We start from the raw sequence: 23672 nt of genomic DNA, 5'->3' as shown, positions 1-23672 counted from the left end.
CGGGTCCGCCGCCACGACGTCGCGAGCACGTCGCCGGGTGTCGTCGTCGATTCGGCCGCCGCGACCGGCGTCGGTAGACTCGCCCATACGCCGCCCCACAAGGGCGGTCCGCACCGAGGCTTCAGGAACCGATCCGGGTTCGCTCGCCGTCCGAGCGATCCGTCGTTCCATCGTCCCGTGAGGTTCCCCGTGTCATCCAGCGCATCCGTCCCCGCGCTGCGCGGCGCGCCCGCGGACGCCGACGCGCTCGATCCCACCGTGTGGCCCGAGGGCGCGCACCGCGACCAGGTCGGCCGCATCGTCGTCGGCGGCGTCGACGTGGAGACCCTCGCGACGCGCTTCGGGACCCCGCTGTACGTCGTCGACGAGCACGTCGCGCGCTCGCGCGCCCGTCGGACCCGCGCCGCGTTCGAGCGGGCCGCGGCATCCGTCGGCACCTCGGCGACCGTCTACTACGCGGGCAAGGCGTTCCTGTCCGGCGCGGTCGTCCGCTGGATGACCGACGAGGGCCTCGCGATCGACGTCGCGACGGGCGGCGAGCTCGCCGTCGCCCTCGCCGCGGGCGCCGACCCCGCGCGCATCGGCTTCCACGGCAACAACAAGTCGGTGCGCGAGATCGAACGCGCCGTGGCCGCGGGCGTCGGCACGATCATCATCGACAGCGAGGTCGAGGTGCTCCGGGTCGCGGATGCCGCGGCGCGCGCCGGCCGCGTCCAGCGCGTCCGGTTGCGCGTCAACTCGGGCGTGCACGCGTCGACGCACGAGTTCCTGGCCACCGCGCACGAGGATCAGAAGTTCGGCATCGCGCTCGGCGACGCCGGGCGCGTGGTCGCCGGCATCCGCTCGCACGACTCGCTCGACTTCGTCGGGCTGCACTGCCACATCGGGTCCCAGATCTTCGACGCCGCCGGCTTCGCGGAGTCGGCCGAGCGGCTGCTCGCCGTGCACGCCGAGCTGTCCGCGGTCGCGCCGGTGCCCGAGCTCAACCTCGGAGGCGGGTTCGGCATCGCCTACACCGAGCTCGACCGGCCCGCTCCGATCGAGGAGATCGCCGACGGCATCGCGCATGCGGTCGCCGCCGCGAGCGCGCGGCTCGGCGTGCCGGTGCCGCGACTCGCGTTCGAGCCGGGCCGCTCGATCATCGGGCCGGCCGGCATCACGCTCTACACGGTCGGCACCGTGAAGCCCGTGCCGACCGATGAGGGCTGGCGCCACTACGTGTCCGTCGACGGGGGCATGAGCGACAACATCCGCACCGCGATGTACGGCGCGTCGTACACGGTGCGCCTCGCGTCGCGGGTGTCCGACGAGGCGGCGGCGCTCGTGCGCGTCGTCGGCAAGCACTGCGAGTCCGGCGACATCGTCGTCGACCACGACTGGCTTCCCCACGACGTCGCCCCCGGCGACCTCGTGGCGGTCGCCGCGACCGGTGCGTACTGCTGGTCGCTGGCGTCCAACTACAACCACGTGCCACGACCGCCGGTCGTGGCCGTCTCCGGCGGTGCCGCGCGCGTGATCGTGCGCGGCGAGAGCGAGGAGGACCTCCTCGCTCGCGACGCCGGCCTCCCCGACCACGACGATGACGCACACGGAGTCACCGCATGATCGAATACCGTTCCATCCGCGTGGCGCTGCTCGGCGCCGGCTCGGTCGGCTCCCAGGTCGCCCGGCTGCTGCTCGAGCAGGGCGACGAGCTCGCCAATCGCATCGGCGCGAGGATCGAGCTCGTCGGCATCGCCGTCCGCGACGTCGATGCGCCGCGCGACGTCGCGCTGCCGCGCGAGCTGCTCACGACCGACGCGGAGTCGCTGATCCTCGGCGCCGACATCGTGATCGAGCTCATGGGCGGGCTCGAGCCGGCGCGCACGCTGATCCTGAAGGCCGTGTCGTCGGGTGCCGACGTCGTCTCGGGCAACAAGGCGCTCCTGGCCACCCACGGCCCCGAGCTGTTCGCCGCGGCGGAGCAGGTCGGCGCGCAGCTCTCGTACGAGGCCGCCGTCGGCGGCGCCATCCCCATCATCCGGCCGCTCCGCGACAGCCTCGCGGGCGACCGCATCGACCGCATCCTCGGCATCGTCAACGGCACGACGAACTTCATCCTCGACCGGATGGACACCACGGGGGCCTCGCTCGAGGACGCGCTCGCGACGGCCACCGAGCTCGGCTACGCCGAGGCCGACCCGACGGCCGACATCGGCGGCTACGACGCCGCGCAGAAGGCCGCGATCCTCGCGAGCCTCGCGTTCCACACGAGCGTGCCCGTCGACAGGGTGCACCGAGAGGGCATCACGGGCGTCACCGCCGCCCAGGTCGAGTCGGCCAAGCGCGCCGGCTACGTCGTGAAGCTCCTCGCGATCTGCGAGCGCCTCGCCGACCCCGAGACGGGGGAGGAGGGCGTCTCGGCGCGCGTCTACCCGGCGATGGTGCACCGGAGCCATCCGCTCGCCGCGGTGCACGGCGCCAACAACGCGGTCTTCGTCGAGGCCGCCGCAGCCGGCCCCCTCATGTTCTACGGCGCCGGCGCGGGCGGCGTGCAGACCGCCTCGGCCGTGCTCGGCGACCTCGTCGCGATCGCGCGTCGTCACGTGCTCGGCGGTCCGGGCACGGCCGAGTCGACGCACGCCGAGCTCCCCGTCCTCGAGATCGGCCGCATCACGACCCGCTACGCCATCACGATCGAGGCCGCCGACCAGCCGGGCGTGCTCGCGACGATCGCGCACGTGTTCGCCGACCACGGCGTCTCGGTCGGCGAGCTCGAGCAGACCATCAACGACGAGAACGGCCGGGCTACGCTGGTGATCGGCACCCACGAGGCGCGTGAGTCCGCGCTCGCCGAGACGGTCGCCGCGCTCGCCGACAGCCCGGTCGTGACCTCCGTCGCATCCGTCATCCGAGTCGAAGGAGCAGAGTGAACCACCAGGCAACCAAGGCGCCGTCGCGCCAGTGGCGCGGCGTCATCCGGGAGTACGCCGACCGCCTCGACGTGACCGACGCCACCCCGATCGTCACCCTCGGCGAGGGCGGCACGCCGCTCCTGCCCGCACCGGCGCTCTCGCGCCGGACCGGCGCCGACGTGTGGGTCAAGTTCGAGGGCATGAACCCGACCGGTTCGTTCAAGGACCGCGGCATGACGATGGCCGTCACGAAGGCCGTCGAGGGTGGCGCCGAGGTCGTCATCTGCGCCTCGACCGGCAACACGTCGGCCTCGGCCGCCGCGTACGCCACGCACGCCGGCATCAAGGCCGCCGTGCTCGTCCCCGAGGGCAAGATCGCGATGGGCAAGCTCAGCCAGGCGATCGCGCACGACGCCCAGCTCATCCAGATCCAGGGCAACTTCGACGACTGCCTCGACATCGCGCGCGACCTCGCCGAGAACTACCCGGTGCACCTGGTGAACTCGGTGAACAACGACCGCATCGAGGGCCAGAAGACCGCCGCGTTCGAGGTCGTCGAGGTGCTCGGCGACGCACCCGACCTCCACTTCATCCCGGTCGGCAACGCGGGCAACTACACGGCGTACACGCGCGGGTACCGCGAGGACATCGCGGCGGGCAACGCGACGAGGCTGCCGCGCATGTTCGGCTTCCAGGCCGCCGGGTCGGCGCCGCTCGTGCGCGGCGAGCCGGTCCGCAACCCCGAGACCATCGCGAGCGCCATCCGCATCGGCAACCCGGCGTCGTGGCACCTCGCGCTCGAGGCGCGCGACCTGACGGACGGCTACTTCGGCGCGATCGAGGACGACAAGATCCTCGAGGCGCAGCGGATCCTCTCGGCCGAGGTCGGGATCTTCGTCGAGCCGGCCTCCGCGATCAGCGTCGCGGGCCTGCTCGAGCGCGCCGAGGCCGGGCAGGTGCCGGCAGGCGCGAAGGTCGTCCTGACGGTCACCGGGCACGGACTCAAGGACCCGCAGTGGGCGCTCCGTCGTCCCGACGGCTCCGAGGTCGCGCCGACGGTCGTCCCCGCCGACGTGGCGCACGTCGCCGAGGTGCTGGGACTCGGCGCATGAGCGCCTCCGCCGCGGCGGAGGCGACGCCCTCGACGGACGACGTCCTGCTCGGGCGGAAGGTGCACGTCAAGGTCCCGGCGACCTCGGCGAACCTCGGCCCCGGCTTCGACACGCTCGGGCTCGCGCTCGCGCAGTACGACGAGGTCGAGGTCGAGGTCGTCGGCTCCGGGCTCGAGATCGAGGTGCACGGCGTCGGCGAAGGCGAGGTCCCGCTCGACGCGTCGCACCTCGTGGTGCGTGCGATGGCGCACACGTTCGCGCGGTTCGGCCGCGAACTCCCGCCGATCCGGCTCGTCGCGCACAACTCCATCCCGCACGGTCGGGGCCTCGGCTCGTCCGGCGCGGCGATCGTGGCGGGCGTCATGGCGGCGAAGGGCCTCCTCGCGCCCGAGGTCGAGATCTCCCCGGACGGACTGCTCGAGGTCGCGACGGAACTCGAGGGACACCCCGACAACGTCGCGCCGGCGCTCTTCGGCGGGCTCACGATCGCCTGGGTCACGCCTGAGGGCCCGCGCCACAAGAAGCTCATGGTGCACCGCGGGGTGTCGCCGCTCGTGCTCGTGCCCGAGCACGAGATGTCCACGGCGCTCGCACGCAGCCTGCAGCCGCAGTCGGTGCCCCACGAGGACGCCGTCTTCAACGTGTCGCGTTCGGCCCTGCTCGTCGCGGCGCTGATCCAGAGCCCAGAGCTGCTGCTCGCGGCCACCGAGGACAAGCTCCACCAGAGCTACCGGGCCGAGGCGATGCCCGAGACCGATCGACTCATCCGGCGCCTGCGCGAGGCGGGACATCCCGCGGTCGTGTCGGGGGCCGGCCCGTCGATCCTCGTGCTCGCGAGCGATCCGAGCGAGCGGGCGGATGCCACGGGCCTCGTCGAGGAGACGGCCGACACCGCCTGGCAGGCCCTCCCGCTGGCCGTCGACTTCCTCGGAGCGACGGTGACGCCGGTCGACGGCGACTGAGCGGCGCACGCGCGGATCCCGCTCGGGATCCGCGCCGGACCGCGTGGCGCGTGGTCCGAGCGCGGACCGCCGGGTGCTAGACTGAAGCCCGCACCCGGTCGGCGCTGCACCACTCGCGCCGTCGCCGTTCGGTGCGATTCCCGGCATCTCATGCTTTCGCCATCGCGCAGATCTGCGCCTCGCGCGCACGTCTGCGACGTGCCGCGATCAGCTCTCCTCGGCCAACCCCCAATGCCTGGCCAGGGGAAAGGACAATCCCAGTGACCAACGGAACCGACCACGCGGAGCGCGTGGACCGCCCCCGCCTGTCGACCATGAAGGTCGCCGAGCTCCAGGAGCTCGCGTCCTCGCTCGGCATCGCGGGCGCCTCGAAGCGCCGAAAAGGAGAACTCGTGGAGTTGATCTCCGCCCACACCGACGGCACCGCGGCCGTCGAGGCCGACGACGTCGTCGAGCCGGCCCCCGTCGAGGCCGCGGAGGCCGCGGCCCCCGCCGAGGCATCCGCACCGGCCGTCGACGAGCCGACCGCCGAGGCCCCGACCGCCGAGACCCCGGCCGCCGAGGCTCCGGCCGCCGAGCCGGCCCGGCGTGGCCGCCAGCCGCGTCGCGCCACGAGCGCCACGGCCGCCGCAGCCCACGCGAACGCGGGCACGACGGGTGTCGAGCTCGTGCCCGCCGACGCTCCGACCGATGAGGCGCCCGCCGCCGGCTCGTCCGACGACGAGGCCCGCGAGGCCGCCCGAGCGGCCGTGCGCGAGCAGCTCGCCGCAGCGACCGCCGGCGGCCGCAAGGGCGACACCGGTGAGGGCGAAGGCCAGGGCGAGGGCGAGGGCGAGGGCGACGGCAAGGCCGAGCAGCCCGCGCAGGAACAGCGTCAGGGTCGCAGCCGCAACCGCGGTCGTCGCGGCGGCGCCGACCGCGGCGACGGGCAGAAGGCCGAGCAGCAGGGCGGACGCCGTGCCGACGAGCAGGCCGACGGCGACAAGGGCCGCCAGTCCGAGTCCGAGAAGGGTCGCCAGGGCGGCGAATCCGACAAGGGCAAGCAGGACCAGCAGGGAGGTCGTGGTCAGCAGGGCCGTGGCGACCAGCAGGGCCGTGGCGACCAGCAGGGCCGTGGCGGCGACCAGCAGCCGGCCGACGGCGAGGGCGGCGGACGCCGCAACCGCTACCGCGACCGCAAGCGCCGCGGGCAGGGCCAGGGCGACGAGGTCGAGCCCGAGATCCTCGACGACGACGTGCTCATCCCGATCGCCGGCATCCTCGACGTGCTCGACAACTACGCGTTCGTCCGCACGACCGGGTACCTGCCCGGACCGAGCGACGTGTACGTCTCGCTCGGCCAGGTGAAGAAGTACCACCTGCGCAAGGGCGACGCGGTCGTCGGATCGATCAAGCAGCCGCGCGAGGGCGAGGGCAGCAGCCGCCAGAAGTACAACGCGCTGGTCAAGATCGACTCGGTCAACGGCCAGACGGCCGACGAGGCCGCGGCGCGCGTCGACTTCCAGAAGCTCACGCCGCTCTACCCGCAGGACCGACTCCGCCTCGAGACCGAGCCGACGAAGCTCACGCAGCGCATCATCGACCTCGTGGCCCCGATCGGCAAGGGCCAGCGCGGCCTCATCGTCGCACCGCCGAAGGCGGGCAAGACGATCGTGCTGCAGCAGATCGCGAATGCCATCGCCACCAACAACCCCGAGGTCCACCTCATGGTCGTGCTCGTCGACGAGCGCCCCGAAGAGGTCACCGACATGCAGCGCACGGTCAAGGGCGAGGTGATCGCCTCGACGTTCGACCGCCCGGCAGAGGACCACACCACGGTCGCCGAGCTCGCGATCGAGCGCGCGAAGCGCCTCGTGGAGCTCGGCCACGACGTGGTCGTGCTGCTCGACTCGATCACCCGCCTCGGCCGCGCCTACAACCTGGCCGCGCCCGCATCGGGACGCGTGCTCTCGGGCGGCGTGGACGCGTCGGCGCTGTACCCGCCGAAGCGGTTCTTCGGCGCGGCGCGCAACATCGAGAACGGCGGATCGCTGACCATCCTCGCGACCGCGCTCGTCGAGACCGGTTCCAAGATGGACGAGGTCATCTTCGAGGAGTTCAAGGGCACCGGCAACTCCGAGCTGCGCCTGTCGCGGCACCTCGCGGACAAGCGCATCTTCCCCGCGGTCGACGTGAACGCCTCGTCGACGCGTCGCGAGGAGATGCTGCTCTCGCCCGACGAGGTGAAGATCACGTGGAAGCTGCGTCGCGCGCTGGCCGGCCTCGAGCCGCAGCAGGCCCTCGAGGCCGTGCTCGGACGCCTTCGCGAGACGCAGTCGAACACCGAGTTCCTCCTGCTCATGCAGAAGTCGGCGCCGGTCGGCGGCAACGGGAACGGGCACGGCCACGAGTCCGACCACCGCTGATCGATGTTCGAGTCCGTCCAGGCACTGATCACCGAGCACGCCTCGCTCCAGGACGAGCTGGCCGACCCGGCGCTGCACGCCGACGCCGCGCGTGCGAAGCGGGTGAACCGGCGCTACGCCGAGCTCAGCCGCATCGTCGCCGCGCACGACGCGTGGCGGCAGGCGGAGGAGGACCTCGAGGCGGCGCGTGAGCTCGCCAAGGAGGACGAGGCGTTCGCCGAGGAGGTCCCCGGGCTCGAGGAGCACCTCGCGGAGTCGCAGGAGAGGCTTCGCCGACTCCTGATCCCGCGCGACCCCGACGACGGCCGCGACGTGATCATGGAGATCAAGGGCGGCGAGGGCGGCGCCGAGAGCGCCCTCTTCGCGGCGGACCTGCTTCGCATGTACATCCAGTACGCGCAGTCGAAGGGGTGGAAGACCGAACTCCTCGAACGCGACGAGTCCGACCTCGGCGGCTACAAGAACGTCCAGGTCGCGATCAAGTCGAACGCCTCCGACCCGTCGCAGGGCGTCTGGGCGCACCTGAAGTACGAGGGCGGCGTGCATCGCGTGCAGCGCGTGCCGGTCACCGAGACCCAGGGGCGCATCCACACGTCGACGACCGGCGTGCTCGTCTTCCCCGAGGTCGACGAGCCCGAAGAGGTCGAGATCAACCAGAACGACCTCAAGATCGACGTCTACCGCTCGTCGGGCCCGGGCGGCCAGTCCGTGAACACCACGGACTCCGCCGTGCGCATCACGCACGTCCCGACCGGCATCGTCGTCGCCATGCAGAACGAGAAGTCGCAGCTGCAGAACCGCGAGGCCGCGATGCGCGTGCTGCGCGCGCGCCTGCTCGCGCGCCAGCAGGAGGAGATCGCGGCCGCGGCGTCCGACGCGCGCAAGTCGCAGATCCGGTCGATGGACCGCTCCGAGCGGATCCGCACGTACAACTTCCCCGAGAACCGCATCGCCGACCACCGCACCGGGTACAAGGCCTACAACCTCGACCAGGTCATGAACGGCGCGCTCGAGCCCATCATCGAGTCGGCGATCCACGCCGACGAGGAGGCGCGACTCGCCGATCTCGGCGACCAGTGAGCGATCCCGCGATCCGTCCGCACGCCGGACGCGTCGCGGGCACGGGACGGGTCGTCTCGCGCGCCTAGATGTGGAAGTCGACGTGCCAGTCGTGCATGCCGCGCGCGGCATCCGCCGTCGCCGGCGAGAGCGGCTTCGCGACCGCGGGGATCCCGACGAGCAGCGAGTGCGGTGGAGCGCCCCTCGTGACGACGGCATTGGCGCCGATGGCACTGCCGGAACCGATCTCGATGTCGCCGAGCACCTTCGCACCCGCGCCCACCGTGACGCCGTCGCCGAGCGTCGGATGCCGCTTCGCGCCGCGAGGCGCACCCCGCGGCGCCTTTCCGCCGAGGGTCACGCCGTGGTACAGCATGACGTCGTCGCCGACGATCGCCGTCTCGCCGATGACCACGCCCATGCCGTGGTCGATGAAGAACCGCCGGCCGATCGTCGCCCCCGGATGGATCTCGATCCCCGTGAGGAAGCGCACGAGTTGCGAGACGACGCGGGCGGGCAGACGGAGCACCGGGACCCGCCACATGCGGTGCGCGAGGCGGTGCGCCCAGATCGCGTGCAGGCCCGAGTAGGCGAGCACGATCTCGATGCGGTTGCGCGCGGCGGGGTCGTGGGACCGGGCCGTCGCGATGTCTTCCCTGAGGCGGCCGAGGATTCCCACCCGTCCAGTCAACCAGATCGCCTGCAGCGCCTAGTCCAGCAGGTCCTCGTAGAGGACGGTCGAGAGGTAGCGCTCGCCGTAGCTCGCCACGATCACGACGATCGTCTTGCCGGCGTTCTCGGGCCGCTGCGCGAGCTGGGCGGCCGCGTACACCGTCGCACCGGAGGAGATGCCGCCGAGGATGCCCTCCTCGATGCCGAGGCGTCGCGCGGTCGCGACGGCCTGGTCGATGTTCACGTCGATGATCTCGTCGTACACGTCGCGGTCCAGGATCGCGGGCACGAAGTTCGCCCCGATGCCCTGGATCTTGTGCGGGCCGGGCTGGCCGCCGTTCAGGATGGGCGACTCGAGCGGCTCGACGCCCACGATCGTCACCCCGGGCTTGCGCTCCTTGAGGATCTGGCCCACGCCGGAGAGCGTGCCCCCGGTGCCGATGCCCGACACGAAGATGTCCACGCCGCCGTCGGTGTCGTCCCAGACCTCCTCGGCGGTGGTGCGGCGGTGGATGTCGACGTTCGCCTGGTTCTCGAACTGGCGGGCGAGCACCGCGCCGGGGGTCTCGGCGGCGATCTGCTCGGCGCGGGCGACCGCGCCCTTCATGCCCTCGGACCCCGGCGTGAGCACGAGCTCGGCGCCGTAGGCGCGCAGCAGCGCGCGCCGCTCCTTCGACATGGTCTCGGGCATGGCGATCACGACGCGGTAGCCACGCGCGGCGCCGATCATCGCGAGCGCGATGCCGGTGTTCCCGCTCGTGCCCTCGACGATCGTGCCGCCGGGCTGCAGCTCGCCGGAGGCCTCGGCGGCGTCGACGATGCCGATGCCGAGGCGGTCCTTGACACTCGCCGACGGGTTGTAGAACTCGAGCTTGGCGAGCACGGTCGCGCCGGCGCCATCCGTCACGCGGTTCAGCTTGACGAGCGGGGTGCGCCCGAAGACGTCGGTGATGTTCTCGTAGACCTGGGCCATGATCTCGTTCCCTCTCGTGACGGCGGCGTCGTGCCGCGCACCAGCATACGGACGGGGGGAACGCGCCGGGAGTGGGTTACATTCCATTGCGTGAATGCGACGTCCGACGAGCCAGCGCCCCGACCGCTCCGCGAGGTGCGCGACGCGACGGTCCGCACGCTGCAGGCGGCGGGCATCGCCGACGCCGAGGTCGACGCCGACCTCCTCATCGGGCACGTGCTCGGCCTCTCGCGCGGCGGGGTGCACGCGCGCCTCGTGATCGGCGACGTGATGTCGACGGCGGATGCCGCGGGCCTCGACCTCCTCGTCGCGCGCCGTGCGCGCCGCGAGCCCCTGCAGCACCTGACCGGCCGTGCGGCGTTCCGCTCGCTGGAGCTCGCCGTCGGACCCGGCGTGTTCGTCCCGCGGCCGGAGACCGAGCTGCTCGCGCAGCTCGCGATCGATGCGCTGCGCGCCGCCGCGGAGCCCGAGCCGATCGGCGTCGACCTCGGCTCCGGAAGCGGGGCGATCGCGCTGTCGATGGCCACCGAGGTGCCGCACGCGCGCGTCCACGCCGTCGAGAACTCCCCGGAGGCGTTCCCGTGGACGCGGCGGAACGTCGACGAGGTCGCCGCGCCCAACCTCGAGCTCGTGTTCGGCGACCTCGCCGAGGCGCTGCCCGAACTCGACGGCCGCGTGGCGGTCGTCGCGTCGAACCCGCCCTACATCCCCGACGACGCGATCCCGCGCGACCCCGAGGTGCGCCTGCACGACCCGGAGCACGCGCTCTACGGCGGACCGGACGGCCTCGACGTCGTGCGCGTGCTCTCGCGGCGAGCGCTCGAGCTGCTGCATCCGGGCGGCGCCCTGATGATCGAGCACGGCGAGACCCAGTCCGCCGAGATCGCGGACATCCTGAAGGCCGACGGATGGCACGCCGTCGCGCACCACCGGGACCTCACCGGCCGCGACCGGGTGACGACCGCGCGCCGCTGACGCCGAGGCATCCGTTCGCCCAGCCTCCGACCCTCGGTCGCGTCTAGAATCGAGCGGTCATGACACTCATCCACGACTGCTCGGTCGAGTCCGAGCTCCTCGCCGGCATGCGCCTGGCCCGTCGCGCCATCGGCAGCGGCGAGCTCGTCGTCATCCCCACCGACACCGTCTACGGCGTCGCCGCCGATGCGTTCAGCGCAGCGGCCGTCCAGCGCCTCCTCGATGCGAAGGGGCGCGAGCGGACCTCGCCGCCGCCGGTCCTCGTGCCGGGCATCCCCACGCTCGACGCCCTCGCGGCCGACGTGCCCGACGCCGTGCGCACCCTCGTCGCCGAGTTCTGGCCCGGCGGACTCACCGTCATCCTCCGCGCGCAGCCCTCGCTGCACTGGGACCTCGGCGAGACCCGCGGCACCGTGGCGCTCCGCATGCCCGACCACCGCATCGCGCTCGAGCTGCTCTCCGAGACGGGCCCGCTGGCGGTGTCGTCGGCGAACCTCTCGGGCATGCCGTCCGCGACGACCGCGGGCGAGGCCGCCGACATGCTCGGCGATCGCGTGTCCGTGTACCTCGACGGCGGAGCCGCGGGCACCGGCTACGAGGCGATCGGCGAGCGGCCCGGCGACACGTCGTCCACGATCGTGGACGCGACCGGAGTCGGCGCCGATGGCGCGGGCGTGCTCCGCATCGTCCGCGCCGGCGTGATCTCTCGCGAGCGGATCGCGGCGGTCGTGGGCGAGGAGGCGCTCGCCCCGGAGGGCGAGCCGACCCCGGCGGCCTCCGGCGACGCGTCGGCGGCCGACGAGGCGCCGGTGGCAGGCGAGGCGGATGCCACGACCGCGGGCGACGCGACGGACCCGGGCGACGCGGTCGACGCGCCCGACACGGGCGATGCTCCCGAGGCATCCGTCGACGCAGCCGCCGCCCCGACCGAGCGGACGGATCCCGCCACGTCATGACCCTGTTCGTCCTGCTCGCGCTCGTCACGGCGATCGTCACGTTCGCCGGCTCGCTGGTGGTCTGGAAGCTGAGCCTGCGGTACCGGCTCTACCCGAAGATCCGCGAGCGCGACGTGCACACCCGGCCGACGCCGCGACTCGGCGGCATCGCGATGTTCCTCGGCATCCTCGTCGGGTTCGCCGCGGCGGCGTGGATCTCCTCGCTCGGCATCGCGCGCTTCGCCAACCTGCAGATCGTGTTCCAGGACCCGTTCCAGGTGCTCGCGATCCTGCTGGCGGCGGGACTCATCGTCGCGATCGGCGTCGCCGACGACATCTGGGACCTCGACTGGCTGACCAAGCTCGCCGGACAGTTCATCGCCGCCGGCGTGATCGCCTGGCAGGGCGTGTCGATCGTCTCGCTGCCGATCGGCGCCCCCGACGGCGGCATCACCGTCGGCTCGTCGTGGATGAGCGCGACGGTGACGGTCTTCACGATCGTGCTCGTGATGAACGCGATCAACTTCATCGACGGGCTCGACGGGCTCGTCGCCGGGGTCGCCCTCATCTCGAGCGGCGTGTTCTTCCTGTACTCCTACCTGCTCGTGCAGCAGACCTCGCCCACCAACTACTTCAACCTCGCGTCGCTGCTCGCCGTGGTGGTCGTCGGTGCGTGCGCCGGTTTCCTGCCCCTCAACTGGCACCGCGCGAAGCTCTTCATGGGCGACGCCGGCGCGCTCCTCGTCGGCCTGCTCATGGCGACGTCGGCGATCGCGGTCACGGGTCAGGTCGACCCGTCCCAGCTCGGCACCGATGAGCTGTTCCCGGCCTTCATCCCGATCATCATCCCCTTCGCCGTGCTCCTGATCCCGCTGCTCGACTTCGGCCTCGCCGTCGTCCGCCGCCTGCGCGCGGGCAAGTCGCCGTTCGCCGCCGACCGGAAGCACCTGCACCACCGCCTGCTCGACATGGGGCACTCCCACCTGCACGCGGTGCTCATCTTCTACGGCTGGACCGCGGTGGCCTCGTTCGGATGCCTCCTGGCCTTCGTGCTGCCCGTCTACTTCGGCGTCGACTCGGGCTGGGCGTTCCTGTTCATCGGCGTCGGCTTCGTGGTCCTCGCCGCGATCACCCTGGCGCCCCTCGGCCGGCGCAAGCGCCAGACCGTGGCGGCGGAGGCGGATGCCGCGGGCGTCGCCTCGACGTCCGGATTCGACGAGCTCGCCGCCACCGACCTCCGCGTCGACGCCGACCCCCGACCCGTCCCCGATCGTCCGGCACCGGACGACCACACCACAGGAGCCCGATGACCACCGCACCCCGCGACCCCGCGGACCGCACGCCGACCTCGAACCCCGTCCTTCGCCGCGCCCTCGTCTGGGGCGGGGCGATCGCCGCCGCCATCGCCGTCGTCGGCGGCATCCTCGGCTTCGCCTTCGCCGGACCCGAGGGGCTCGTGAGCGCGTTGCTCGGCACGCTCCTCGCCGTCGTGTTCATGGGGATCACAGGGGCGAGCATCCTCCTCGCCAACCGCTTCGCCGGTTCGGACCTCTTCGTGGGGGCCTTCTTCGGCATCGTGCTCGGCGGATGGCTCCTGAAGTTCATCGTGTTCATCGTGCTCGTGGTGCTGCTGCGCGGTGTCGACTGGCTCGACCCCGTCGTGCTCTTCCTGTCGATCGTGGCGGGCGTCATCGGTTCGCTCGTGGTCGACGTCCTCGTCGTGGCGCGCTCCCGGCTGCCGTATGCGAGCGACGCGCACCTGCCGCCACCGCCCTCGGACGACTGACCGGAACGCCGCCCCGCGGGGCGGCGTTCCTCGTTTCCGGGGGTCGTTCCGCGACGCGTCCGCCGGGGGCGGGCCCCGGTTCGGAGCGGGACCGTGGGGGAGTGCCGCGGGGCCGCATCCGCCGTGGCATGCGCCGATCGGCATGCTCCCCGGTCGGCGCGCACTTCTACATCGTGTGGCGATTCGTCGGAGCGCCGAAGTCTTGCTACAGTAGGGGCGATCCCCCACGGTTCCGCCCTGCTCAGGCATGGGCACGAACCGTTTCCATGTTCGTCGACGCGAGAGCCCAGCTCCACGCCCCGAAACAGGAGATAGCGCTGCTAGCTAACGCTGTGAACCTGCTGGTTCCGATTTCAACCGATGATGGTGAATTCCACGGGCCGTCGATCGAGGAGTTCTTCCCCGGCGCCCTCCTGTTCGAGGGCACGGCCTTCGAGATCAACCGCATCATGCTGGTGCGCTTCGTCGCGGTCGCGGCGCTGCTCCTGGTCTTCTGGCTCGGCACGCGCAGCATGCGCATCGTCCCGGGCCGGTTCCAGAGCATCGTCGAGATGGGCCTGGACTTCATCCGCGTCGGCGTCGCCGACGACCTGCTCGGCAAGAAGGACGGCAAGCGGTTCCTGCCGATCCTGACGTCCATCTTCTTCATGGTGCTGTTCATGAACATCACCGGCATCATCCCGGGCCTCAACATCGCGGGCACGTCGGTCATCGGCGTCCCGCTCGTGCTCGCGATCGTGTCGTACGTCACGTTCATCTACGCAGGCATCAAGCAGAGCCCCAAGAACTTCTTCAAGAACTCGCTCTTCCCCTCGGGCGTGCCGTGGCCGGTGTACATCATCGTCACGCCGATCGAGCTCATCTCGACGTTCGTCATCCGCCCCGTCACGCTGACGCTGCGACTCATGATGAACATGATCGTCGGCCACCTGCTCCTCGTGCTCTTCTTCGCGGCGACGCAGTTCTTCATCTTCACCCTCGGCGGCTGGTACACGCTGCTCGGCGTCGGCACGCTCGCCTTCGGCTTCGTGTTCACGCTGTTCGAGATCCTCGTCGCCGTCCTGCAGGCCTACGTCTTCACGCTCCTCACCGCGGTCTACATCCAGCTCGCGGTGGCGGAGGAGCACTGAGCCAGGGCGCCCGCCCGAAGAAACCCCAAGAAAGGAAACCCAACGTGGACGCAACCACCGTTCTCGCTGAGATCAACGGCAACATCGCAACGGTCGGCTACGGCCTCGCCGCCATCGGCCCGGCCATCGGCGTGGGCATCGTCGTCGGCAAGACCATCGAGGGCGTGGCTCGCCAGCCCGAGCTCGCCGGCCGCCTCCAGGTCCTGATGTGGATCGGTATCGCCTTCACCGAGGCGCTCGCCTTCATCGGTATCGCGACCTACTTCATCTTCGTCTGATCGTCCCGTCCCAACTGAGGAGGCCAACGTGCTTCACGCAGTGCTGAGAGCTGCAACCGAGGGCGAGACTCACAACCCGGTGCTTCCGGCGACCTACGACATCGTCTGGTCGGCGGTCTGCTTCGCCATCATCCTCGTCTTCTTCTGGCTGTACGCGCTTCCGCGCATGCAGAAGCTGCTCGACGAGCGCGCCGAGGCGATCGAGGGCAACATCGCGAAGGCCGACGAGGCCCAGCGCAAGGCCGAGGCCGCCCTCGAGGAGTACACCGCCCAGCTCGCCGATGCGCGCGCCGAGGCGGGCAAGATCCGGGAGACCGCCCGCGAGGACGGCAAGAAGATCGTCGCCGAGGCCAAGGAGCAGGCGTCGACCGAGGCCGCCCGCATCAACGCGAGCGCACAGGCGCAGATCGAGGCCGAGCGCCAGACGGCGCTCGTGTCGCTCCGCTCCGAGGTGGGCACCATCGCCATCGACCTCGCTTCGGGTGTCGTCGGCGAGTCGCTCTCCGACGACGCCAAGGCCAAGGCCGTGGTCGACCGCTTCCTCGCCGACCTCGAGGCGTCCGAGCAGGCCGCCGCAGGGGGGAAGAAGTAACCCATGGGCAGCGCTACGAGAGAGGCCCTGGCCGGCACGCGAGCCGAGCTCGCGGCGGTCGGCCGGGCCGAGCTCCCGGTGGCCGGCGACCTCCTCGCCGCGACCCGGGTGATCGCGGCCACCCCGCAGCTGCGGACCGCCCTCACCGACAACGAGGCCGACCTCGCCCAGAAGACCGAGCTCGTGCAGCGGGTCTTCGGTGGAAGGGTCGCCCCCGCCGCGGCGTCGCTCCTCGTGAGCGCGGCGTCGCAGCGGTGGTCGTCCGCGGCCGACTTCCTCGACGGGCTCGAGGAGCTCGGCTTCCGCGTCGCCGCGGACGCCGCGGGTGACGTGGAGGTCGACGGTGAGCTGTACGCGTTCCAGCGCACGGTGGCGTCCGACGCCGAGCTCGAGTTGGCCCTCGGTTCGAAGCTCGGCTCGTCCGAGGCGAAGGTCGCGCTCGTCGAGCAGCTGCTCGGCTCGAAGGCCGCGCCGGCGACGACGCTGATCGTCCGTCACCTCGTGCAGTCGCCGCGAGGCCGCCGCATCGGCGAGATGCTGCGAGGCGCGGCATCCGTCGTCGCCGACCAGCGAGGGTTCGACGTCGCCACCGTGACGTCGGCCGCACCCTTGACCGACGACCAGATCGCCCGCCTCGAGCGCACGCTCGGGGCCCAGGCCGGCCGCCGCATCCGATTCGACGCCATCGTGGACCCAGCGGTCCTCGGCGGCGTCCGGGTGCAGATCGGCGACGACGTCATCGACGGCAGCGTCGCCAGCCGCCTCACGGACCTGAGGCAGAAGCTTGCCGGCTGACGCCGGACGACAACGACCGGCGTCCTGCGCCGCGACACACCAGTAGCTGTACAAGCGGTACAGAAAAGGGCCTGGCCCTTCAGAAAAGGAAATGGCAATGGCAGAACTCTCCATCAGCCCCGACGAGATCCGTTCGGCTCTCTCGGAGTTCGCCCGCGACTACGAGCCGGGCGCGGCGCAGAAGACCGAGGTCGGGTACGTCACCGACGCGGCTGACGGCATCGCCCACGTCGAGGGCCTCCCCTCGGCGATGGCGAACGAGCTCGTCAAGTTCGCGGACGGCACGCTCGGCCTCGCGCTCAACCTCGACGAGGACGAGATCGGTGTCGTCGTGCTCGGCGAGTTCACCGGCATCGAGGAGGGCATGGAGGTGACCCGCACGGGCGAGGTCCTCTCGGTGCCCGTCGGCGAGGGGTACCTCGGCCGCGTCGTCGACCCGCTGGGCAACCCGATCGACGGTCTCGGCGAGGTCGCGACGGAGGGCCGCCGCGCGCTCGAGCTCCAGGCGCCCGGCGTCATGCAGCGCAAGTCGGTGCACGAGCCGCTCCAGACCGGCATCAAGGCCATCGACGCGATGATCCCGGTCGGCCGCGGCCAGCGCCAGCTCATCATCGGCGACCGCCAGACCGGCAAGACCGCGATCGCGATCGACACGATCATCAACCAGAAGGCGAACTGGGAGTCGGGCGACCCGACCAAGCAGGTGCGCTGCATCTACGTCGCGATCGGCCAGAAGGGCTCGACCATCGCCTCGGTCAAGGGCGCGCTGGAAGACGCGGGCGCGATGGAGTACACCACCATCGTCGCCGCACCGGCATCCGACCCCGCGGGCTTCAAGTACCTCGCTCCGTACACGGGCTCGGCGATCGGCCAGCACTGGATGTACGACGGCAAGCACGTCCTGATCATCTTCGACGACCTGTCGAAGCAGGCCGAGGCCTACCGTGCCGTGTCCCTGCTCCTCCGTCGCCCGCCGGGCCGCGAGGCGTACCCCGGCGACGTCTTCTACCTGCACTCGCGCCTGCTCGAGCGCTGCGCGAAGCTCTCCGACGAGCTCGGCGCAGGATCGATGACCGGGCTGCCGATCATCGAGACCAAGGCGAACGACGTCTCGGCGTACATCCCGACCAACGTGATCTCGATCACCGACGGCCAGATCTTCCTCCAGTCCGACCTGTTCAACTCGAACCAGCGTCCCGCGGTGGACGTCGGTATCTCGGTCTCCCGAGTCGGTGGCGACGCACAGGTCAAGTCGATCAAGAAGGTCTCGGGAACGCTGAAGCTCGAGCTCGCGCAGTACCGCTCGCTCGAGGCGTTCGCGATGTTCGCATCCGACCTCGACGCGGCCAGCCGCCGCCAGCTCGAGCGCGGCGCGCGCCTGACCGAGCTGCTCAAGCAGCCCCAGTACTCGCCGTACCCGGTGGAGGAGCAGGTCGTCTCGATCTGGGCCGGCACCAACGGCAAGCTCGACGAGGTCCCCGTCGAGGACATCCTGCGCTTCGAGCGCGAGTTCCTCGACTACCTCGGCCGCAACACGTCGGTGCTCTCGGACCTCCGCGAGACCAACGTGCTCAGCGACGAGACCGTCGCCACCCTCGAGTCCGAGGTCGACAAGTTCAAGCTCGAGTTCCAGACCGGCGAGGGCAAGCCGCTCGCCTCGGTCGGGAGCGAGAAGTTCGAGGCGATCGACGAGGAAGAGGTCGGCCAGGAGAAGATCGTCAAGGGTCGTCGCTAGTCGATTCCGCCGTCCCTGAGGCTCTCGGGGACGGGCCGCATCGGCCGCACCGAGAGCCTCGGGAACAGGAAGCCAGGACACAGGAGAAACATGGGAGCGCAGCTTCGGGTCTACCGCCAGAAGATCAAGTCGGCGCAGACGACCAAGAAGATCACGCGAGCGATGGAGCTCATCTCCGCCTCGCGGATCCAGAAGGCGCAGGCGCGTGTCGCCGCGTCGACGCCGTACTCCGACGCGATCACGCGTGCGGTGTCCGCGGTGGCGAGCTACTCGAACGTCTCGCACGTGCTCACGACCGAGCCGGAGCGGGTCGACCGTGCGGCCATCGTGATCTTCACCTCGGACCGCGGCCTCGCGGGCGCGTTCAACTCGCAGGTCCTGCGTGAGTCGGAGGAGCTCGCCGAGCTGCTTCGCAGCCAGGGCAAGGAGGTCGTGTACTTCCTGATCGGCCGCAAGTCGGTCGGGTACTTCTCGTTCCGGCGGCGCGACTACGAGCGCAGCTGGATCGGCGGCACCGACAGCCCCGAGTTCGACACCGCCAAGGAGGTCGCGGACGCAGTGCTCGAGGCGTTCCTCCGCGACAGCGCCGACGGCGGGGTCGACGAGATCCACATCGTCTACAACCGGTTCGTCAGCCGCATCACGCAGGTTCCGGTCGTCACGCGACTGCTGCCGCTCGAGGTCGTCGAGGCCGAGGAGGAGGTCGCGCCGTCCGGCAAGGCCGAGGTCTTCCCGCTCTACGAGTTCGAGCCCGACGCCGAGACGGTCCTCGACGGACTGCTCCCGGTGTACATCGAGAGCCGCATCTTCAACGCCATGCTGCAGTCGGCCGCCGCGAAGCACGCGGCCACGCAGAAGGCCATGAAGTCGGCCACCGACAACGCCGACAAGCTGATCACCGACTACACGCGGCTGGCCAACGAGGCCCGCCAGTCCGAGATCACGCAGCAGATCGCAGAAATCGTGGGTGGAGCGGACGCGCTCTCCTCCTCGAAGTAGCCAAGATTCATCCAGAAGGAAGAGAACATGACTGACACCGCTACCGCGCCAGTCCAGGAGAAGACGGGCGCCGTCGGCCGCATCGCGCGCGTGACCGGCCCCGTCGTCGACATCGAGTTCCCGCACGACTCGATCCCCGAGATCTACAACGCGCTGAAGACGACGATCACCATCGCCGAGGAGACGTCGGAGCTGACGCTCGAGGTCGCCCAGCACCTCGGCGACGACGTCGTCCGTGCCATCGCCCTGAAGCCCACCGACGGCCTCGTGCGTGGCCAGGAGGTGCACGACACCGGTGCTCCGATCTCGGTGCCCGTCGGCGATGTCACCAAGGGCAAGGTCTTCAACGTCATCGGCGATGTGCTGAACGGCGAGCCCGGCGAGACCATCGAGATCACGGAGCGCTGGCCGATCCACCGCAAGCCGCCGAGCTTCGACCAGCTGGAGTCCAAGACCCAGCTCTTCGAGACCGGCATCAAGGTCATCGACCTCCTTACGCCGTACGTGCAGGGCGGCAAGATCGGCCTCTTCGGTGGTGCGGGCGTCGGCAAGACCGTCCTCATCCAGGAGATGATCCAGCGCGTGGCGCAGGACCACGGCGGCGTGTCCGTGTTCGCGGGCGTCGGCGAGCGCACGCGTGAGGGCAACGACCTCATCCACGAGATGGAGGAGGCGGGCGTCTTCGACAAGACCGCGCTCGTCTTCGGCCAGATGGACGAGCCCCCGGGGACGCGTCTGCGCGTCGCGCTCTCGGCGCTCACGATGGCCGAGTACTTCCGTGACGTGCAGAAGCAGGACGTGCTCCTCTTCATCGACAACATCTTCCGCTTCACGCAGGCGGGCTCCGAGGTGTCGACGCTGCTCGGCCGCATGCCCTCCGCGGTGGGATACCAGCCGAACCTGGCCGATGAGATGGGCATCCTGCAGGAGCGCATCACGTCGACGCGCGGTCACTCGATCACCTCGCTGCAGGCGATCTACGTCCCCGCCGACGACTACACTGACCCGGCGCCGGCGACCACGTTCGCGCACCTCGACGCGACCACCGAGCTCTCGCGCGAGATCGCGTCGAAGGGCCTCTACCCCGCGGTCGACCCGCTGACCTCGACGTCGCGCATCCTCGACCCGCGCTACCTGGGCGAGGACCACTACCGCGTCGCGACCACGGTCAAGCAGATCCTCCAGAAGAACAAGGAACTGCAGGAGATCATCGCGATCCTCGGTGTCGACGAGCTCTCCGAAGAGGACAAGATCACGGTGTCGCGTGCGCGCCGCATCCAGCAGTTCCTCTCGCAGAACACCTACATGGCGAAGAAGTTCACGGGCGTCGAGGGCTCGACCGTTCCGCTCAAGGACACCATCGAGTCGTTCGACGCGATCGCCCGGGGCGACTTCGACCACGTCGCGGAGCAGGCGTTCTTCAACGTCGGCCCGATCTCCGACGTCGAGGAGAACTGGGCCCGGATCCAGAAGGAGAACGGCTGAGCATGGCCGCCCTCAATGTGAGCGTCGTCTCGGCCGACCAGGAAGTCTGGTCGGGCGAGGCGGCCATGGTGGTGGCGCGCACCGTCGAAGGCGAGATCGGCATCCTGCCGGGTCACGAGCCGATGCTCGCGATCCTTGCCGGCGGCGAGGTGCGCGTCACCCTGCCCGGCGGTGAGAAGATCACCGCGAACGCCGAGGACGGGTTCCTCTCGGTGCAGTCCGACGCGGTGCAGGTCGTCGCGTCGCGCGCCGCCCTCGCCTGAGGGAGCGCGGATGCAGGGGGAGCAGCCGTTCGACCGCCAGTTCGATGACCTGAGCGTCACGCAGCTGATCGTCATGGCCGGGCTTCCGGGAGCGGGCAAGTCGACGATCGGCGAGATCGTGGGCGCCCGCCTCGGTGCCACGGTCGTGTCGGTCGATCCGATCGAGTCCGCGATCCTGCGGGCGGGGATCGACGCCGACCAGCCGACGGGACTCGCCGCCTACCTGGTGGCGGAGCAGATCGCGGAGAAGGAACTCGATTCCGGCCGTACCGTGATCGTCGATGCCGTGAACGCGGCCGAGTCGGCCCGCTTGCAGTGGCGCGACCTCGCTGAGCGCGCCGAGGTGCGCCTCCGCGTCATCGAGGTCGTGTGCTCCGACGCAGCGGTGCACAAGCAGCGACTGGAGAAGCGCGAGCGCAATCTTCCGCACCTCGACGAGACCACCTGGCGTGCCGTCGAGCAGAGCCTCGATGGGTATGCGCCGTGGTCGGGACCGTCCTCGGCCCTCCCGCGGGTGACCATCGACAGCGTGGAGGCGCTTGGCGTGAACGTCGAGGCCGCGCTGGCCTTCATCGCCGAGTAGTGCTCGTCCTGCTCCCGCCCTCCGAGACCAAGCGCGACGGAGGGGACCCGATCGCCCTGTCGCTCGATGCGCTCTCGTTCTCCTCGCTTCGCGATGCGAGGGACGAGGTGCTCACGGCGACGTCGGAGTTGGCTGCGGATGCCGACGCCATGATGCGCGCACTCAAGCTCGGCCCGAGACAGGCCGCGGAGGTCGATCGCAATCGCCGGCTGTCGACGTCGCCCACCATGCCCGCGCTCGACCGCTACACGGGCGTCCTGTACGACGCCCTCGATGCCGTGAGCCTCGACCGCGCGGCGCGCGCCTATGCGGCCGAGCACGTCGCCGTGCACTCGGCGCTCTTCGGGATCGTCGGGGCCGACGATCCCATCCCCGCCTACCGGCTCTCGCACGACTCTCGACTGCCGGGGCTCCGTCTCAAGGGGCATTGGCGTGAGCCGATCCGCAGCGTGCTCGCCGGGCACACCGGACTGATCGTCGACCTTCGCTCCGAGGGCTACGTCGAGCTCGGTCCTGCTCCCGTCCGCCCCGACTCGGTCTTCCTCCGCGTCGTGTCGGTCGACTCCGGCGGTCGCCGGCGGGCACTGAACCACTTCAACAAGCGGGCGAAGGGCCTCTTCACCCGCGCCCTGTTGGAGACGCGCCCCACCCTGAACACGCGCGACGACCTGTTGGCGTGGTCCTCGGACGCAGGGTTCCGGCTCGAACTCGGCGCCGAGCGGCCCTCCTCGCCCGCCGAGATCGAGCTCGTCGCCTGATCGCGGTCGCCTGATCAGACGGCATCCGCGGCCATCGCCGACGGAGCGGCCCCCGACCCACGGTCTCCCGCCCGCGCGGAACGATGGCATCCGGCGAGGTGGTCGTCGACCATCCCCATCGCCTGCATGAGCGCGTACATCGTGGTCGGGCCGACGAATCGGAAGCCGAGTGAGCGCAGACGCCGGCTGAGCGCCGTCGACTCCGCGGTCGTGGCAGGGACCTCGGTGAGGCTCACGAGCGGCGCGGGTCGCGGCTGCGGCGCGAAACCCCACAGCAGTTCGTCGAGCGTACCGTCGAGGTCGAGCGTCGCTCGCGCGTTGGAGATCGTGGCCTCGATCTTGCCGCGATGCCGGATGATGCGCGCGTCGCCCAGGAGCCGCTCGACGTCGCCCGCGTCCATCGCGGCGACGCGTTCGGGGTCGAACCCGTGGAACGCCTCGCGGAAGGCCGGACGGCGTCGCAGGATCGTGATCCACGAGAGCCCGGCCTGGAACCCCTCGAGGCAGAGCTTCTCGAACAGCACATCGGAGTCGTGCTGCGGGGTGCCCCATTCCTCGTCGTGGTACCGGCGGTACTCGGGATCCGAGGCGCCCCAGGCGCATCGGGCCAGGCCGTCGTCGCCGACGACGACGTCGGGCCGGTCGGGCCCGGTCACGCCGCGAAGCCGATCTGCTCGTGGCCGAGCAGCCAGAGCTTCGTCGGGATCCCTTCGCCACCCGAGTAGCCGGTGATCCGACCGTCCGACGCGAGCACGCGGTGACAGCCGACGATGATCGGCATCGGATTGGCGCCCACGGCACCGCCGATGGCGCGGGCCGAGCCCGGTCGGCCGACGGCCGCGGCGAGCGCGCCGTAGGACGTCGCCTCGCCCCAGCCCAGTCGTCGGAGTTCCGCCCACACGGCGCGCTGGAACGGCGTGCCGTCGAGTCGCACGGGAATGTCGAAGGTCGTGCGTCGTCCGTCGAAGTACTCCTCGAGCTGAATGCGTGCCGACTCGAGCAGCGGCGAGGTGCGCTCCGGGAGGTCGTCGTGCGGAAGGGTGCCGTCGCGTTCGATCGCGAGCGAGGTGAGCGCTCGGTCATCGGCCTGGAGTTCGATCCGCCCGATCGGGCTGGTGAGACGGATGAGGTACGGGGAGTCCATGGTTCGAGGATAGGCGTGGCATCCGTCATCGACTGGCGGGAATCGGACACCGCACGGTCCCGGGCGGACCGCGTCGATGTGGAGGACGGCTCGGCCGTGTCCGACACCCGAAGCCGTCCTCCACAGGCAGGCGATGG

General features: G+C 70.8%; 24 protein-coding genes. 20 read left to right on the top strand and 4 right to left on the bottom strand.

Annotated elements, in window-relative coordinates; translation table 11 throughout:
• Positions 1–189: 189 nt before the first annotated feature.
• From lysA to prfA, 6 genes are all read left to right on the top strand, one after another.
• Positions 190–1605 carry a diaminopimelate decarboxylase gene (gene lysA / locus GJR97_RS03615; protein WP_324613108.1) on the top strand — a complete coding sequence of 472 codons (1416 nt, stop codon included), beginning with the start codon at positions 190–192 and terminating at the stop codon, positions 1603–1605.
• Positions 1602–2912, top strand: a complete 1311-nt coding sequence (locus tag GJR97_RS03610; RefSeq protein ID WP_154345127.1) for a homoserine dehydrogenase — start codon at positions 1602–1604, stop codon at positions 2910–2912. The genes lysA and GJR97_RS03610 overlap by 4 nt, the downstream gene beginning before the upstream one ends.
• Positions 2909–4006: a threonine synthase gene (gene thrC / locus GJR97_RS03605; protein WP_324613107.1), complete on the top strand. Its 1098-nt coding sequence runs from the start codon at positions 2909–2911 to the stop codon at positions 4004–4006. The genes GJR97_RS03610 and thrC overlap by 4 nt, the downstream gene beginning before the upstream one ends.
• Positions 4003–4968: a homoserine kinase gene (gene thrB, locus GJR97_RS03600; RefSeq protein ID WP_154345126.1), complete on the top strand. Its 966-nt coding sequence runs from the start codon at positions 4003–4005 to the stop codon at positions 4966–4968. The genes thrC and thrB overlap by 4 nt, the downstream gene beginning before the upstream one ends.
• Before the next feature lie 314 nt (positions 4969–5282).
• Positions 5283–7373 (top strand): transcription termination factor Rho, encoded by a 2091-nt coding sequence (gene rho / locus GJR97_RS03595; protein WP_229275972.1) that lies wholly within the window; start codon positions 5283–5285, stop codon positions 7371–7373.
• Positions 7374–7376: 3 nt separating this feature from the next.
• Positions 7377–8453, top strand: coding sequence for a peptide chain release factor 1 (prfA, locus tag GJR97_RS03590; RefSeq protein WP_154345125.1), 1077 nt, complete (start codon positions 7377–7379; stop codon positions 8451–8453).
• A gap of 64 nt (positions 8454–8517) precedes the next feature.
• Here the strand turns inward: prfA and epsC are convergent, their stop codons facing one another.
• The gene (epsC, locus tag GJR97_RS03585) at positions 8518–9111 is read right to left on the bottom strand and encodes a serine O-acetyltransferase EpsC (RefSeq protein WP_324613105.1); all 594 of its coding nucleotides are present in this window, start codon (positions 9109–9111) and stop codon (positions 8518–8520) included.
• Between the two features lie 30 nt (positions 9112–9141).
• On the bottom strand, positions 9142–10077 hold the full coding sequence (cysK, locus tag GJR97_RS03580; RefSeq protein ID WP_154345123.1) for a cysteine synthase A: 936 nt from the start codon (positions 10075–10077) through the stop codon (positions 9142–9144).
• A gap of 90 nt (positions 10078–10167) precedes the next feature.
• Between cysK and prmC the strand changes: the two genes are divergently transcribed.
• From prmC to GJR97_RS03510, 14 genes are all read left to right on the top strand, one after another.
• Positions 10168–11052 (top strand): peptide chain release factor N(5)-glutamine methyltransferase, encoded by an 885-nt coding sequence (gene prmC / locus GJR97_RS03575; RefSeq protein WP_407643567.1) that lies wholly within the window; start codon positions 10168–10170, stop codon positions 11050–11052.
• Positions 11053–11111: 59 nt separating this feature from the next.
• A complete protein-coding gene (locus tag GJR97_RS03570) occupies positions 11112–12008 on the top strand; it encodes an L-threonylcarbamoyladenylate synthase (RefSeq protein ID WP_154345122.1) in 897 nt (298 codons plus the stop codon).
• Positions 12005–13297 (top strand): MraY family glycosyltransferase, encoded by a 1293-nt coding sequence (locus GJR97_RS03565; RefSeq protein ID WP_154345121.1) that lies wholly within the window; start codon positions 12005–12007, stop codon positions 13295–13297. The genes GJR97_RS03570 and GJR97_RS03565 overlap by 4 nt, the downstream gene beginning before the upstream one ends.
• Positions 13294–13773 carry a hypothetical protein gene (locus GJR97_RS03560; RefSeq protein ID WP_154345120.1) on the top strand — a complete coding sequence of 160 codons (480 nt, stop codon included), beginning with the start codon at positions 13294–13296 and terminating at the stop codon, positions 13771–13773. The genes GJR97_RS03565 and GJR97_RS03560 overlap by 4 nt, the downstream gene beginning before the upstream one ends.
• 332 nt (positions 13774–14105) lie before the next feature.
• On the top strand, positions 14106–14903 hold the full coding sequence (gene atpB / locus GJR97_RS03555) for a F0F1 ATP synthase subunit A (RefSeq protein ID WP_324613104.1): 798 nt from the start codon (positions 14106–14108) through the stop codon (positions 14901–14903).
• 44 nt (positions 14904–14947) lie between these two features.
• Positions 14948–15181 (top strand): ATP synthase F0 subunit C, encoded by a 234-nt coding sequence (gene atpE / locus GJR97_RS18050; protein ID WP_022888426.1) that lies wholly within the window; start codon positions 14948–14950, stop codon positions 15179–15181.
• A gap of 28 nt (positions 15182–15209) precedes the next feature.
• Entirely contained in the window at positions 15210–15773 is a 564-nt protein-coding gene (locus GJR97_RS03545) for a F0F1 ATP synthase subunit B (protein WP_324613103.1), read from the top strand.
• Positions 15774–15776: 3 nt separating this feature from the next.
• Positions 15777–16568 (top strand): F0F1 ATP synthase subunit delta, encoded by a 792-nt coding sequence (locus GJR97_RS03540; RefSeq protein WP_154345118.1) that lies wholly within the window; start codon positions 15777–15779, stop codon positions 16566–16568.
• A 97-nt stretch (positions 16569–16665) separates the two neighbouring features.
• Positions 16666–18303, top strand: coding sequence for a F0F1 ATP synthase subunit alpha (gene atpA, locus GJR97_RS03535; protein WP_154345117.1), 1638 nt, complete (start codon positions 16666–16668; stop codon positions 18301–18303).
• 90 nt (positions 18304–18393) lie between these two features.
• Positions 18394–19302, top strand: a complete 909-nt coding sequence (locus tag GJR97_RS03530; protein WP_154345116.1) for a F0F1 ATP synthase subunit gamma — start codon at positions 18394–18396, stop codon at positions 19300–19302.
• Positions 19303–19329: 27 nt separating this feature from the next.
• Complete coding sequence (gene atpD, locus GJR97_RS03525) at positions 19330–20787, top strand: F0F1 ATP synthase subunit beta (protein WP_154345115.1); 1458 nt, start codon at positions 19330–19332, stop codon at positions 20785–20787.
• A gap of 2 nt (positions 20788–20789) precedes the next feature.
• Positions 20790–21050: a F0F1 ATP synthase subunit epsilon gene (locus tag GJR97_RS03520; RefSeq protein WP_067947101.1), complete on the top strand. Its 261-nt coding sequence runs from the start codon at positions 20790–20792 to the stop codon at positions 21048–21050.
• Positions 21051–21060: 10 nt separating this feature from the next.
• Entirely contained in the window at positions 21061–21633 is a 573-nt protein-coding gene (locus GJR97_RS03515) for an AAA family ATPase (RefSeq protein WP_154345114.1), read from the top strand.
• Positions 21633–22391, top strand: coding sequence for a YaaA family protein (locus tag GJR97_RS03510; RefSeq protein ID WP_324613102.1), 759 nt, complete (start codon positions 21633–21635; stop codon positions 22389–22391). The genes GJR97_RS03515 and GJR97_RS03510 overlap by 1 nt, the downstream gene beginning before the upstream one ends.
• 14 nt (positions 22392–22405) lie before the next feature.
• On the opposite strand, the gene GJR97_RS03505 is transcribed toward GJR97_RS03510, so the two are convergent.
• On the bottom strand, positions 22406–23047 hold the full coding sequence (locus GJR97_RS03505) for a DNA-3-methyladenine glycosylase I (RefSeq protein WP_324613101.1): 642 nt from the start codon (positions 23045–23047) through the stop codon (positions 22406–22408).
• The gene (locus GJR97_RS03500) at positions 23044–23535 is read right to left on the bottom strand and encodes a methylated-DNA--[protein]-cysteine S-methyltransferase (RefSeq protein ID WP_154345113.1); all 492 of its coding nucleotides are present in this window, start codon (positions 23533–23535) and stop codon (positions 23044–23046) included. Before GJR97_RS03500 ends, GJR97_RS03505 begins: the two co-directional genes overlap by 4 nt.
• Between the last annotated feature and the right edge of the window lie 137 nt (positions 23536–23672).

The sequence above is a fragment of the Agromyces kandeliae genome, assembly GCF_009674665.1.
Taxonomy (GTDB): Bacteria; Actinomycetota; Actinomycetes; order Actinomycetales; family Microbacteriaceae; genus Agromyces; species Agromyces kandeliae.
Note: the sequence above shows the minus strand (reverse complement) of the source record. Positions and strands in the feature narration are given on the sequence as shown.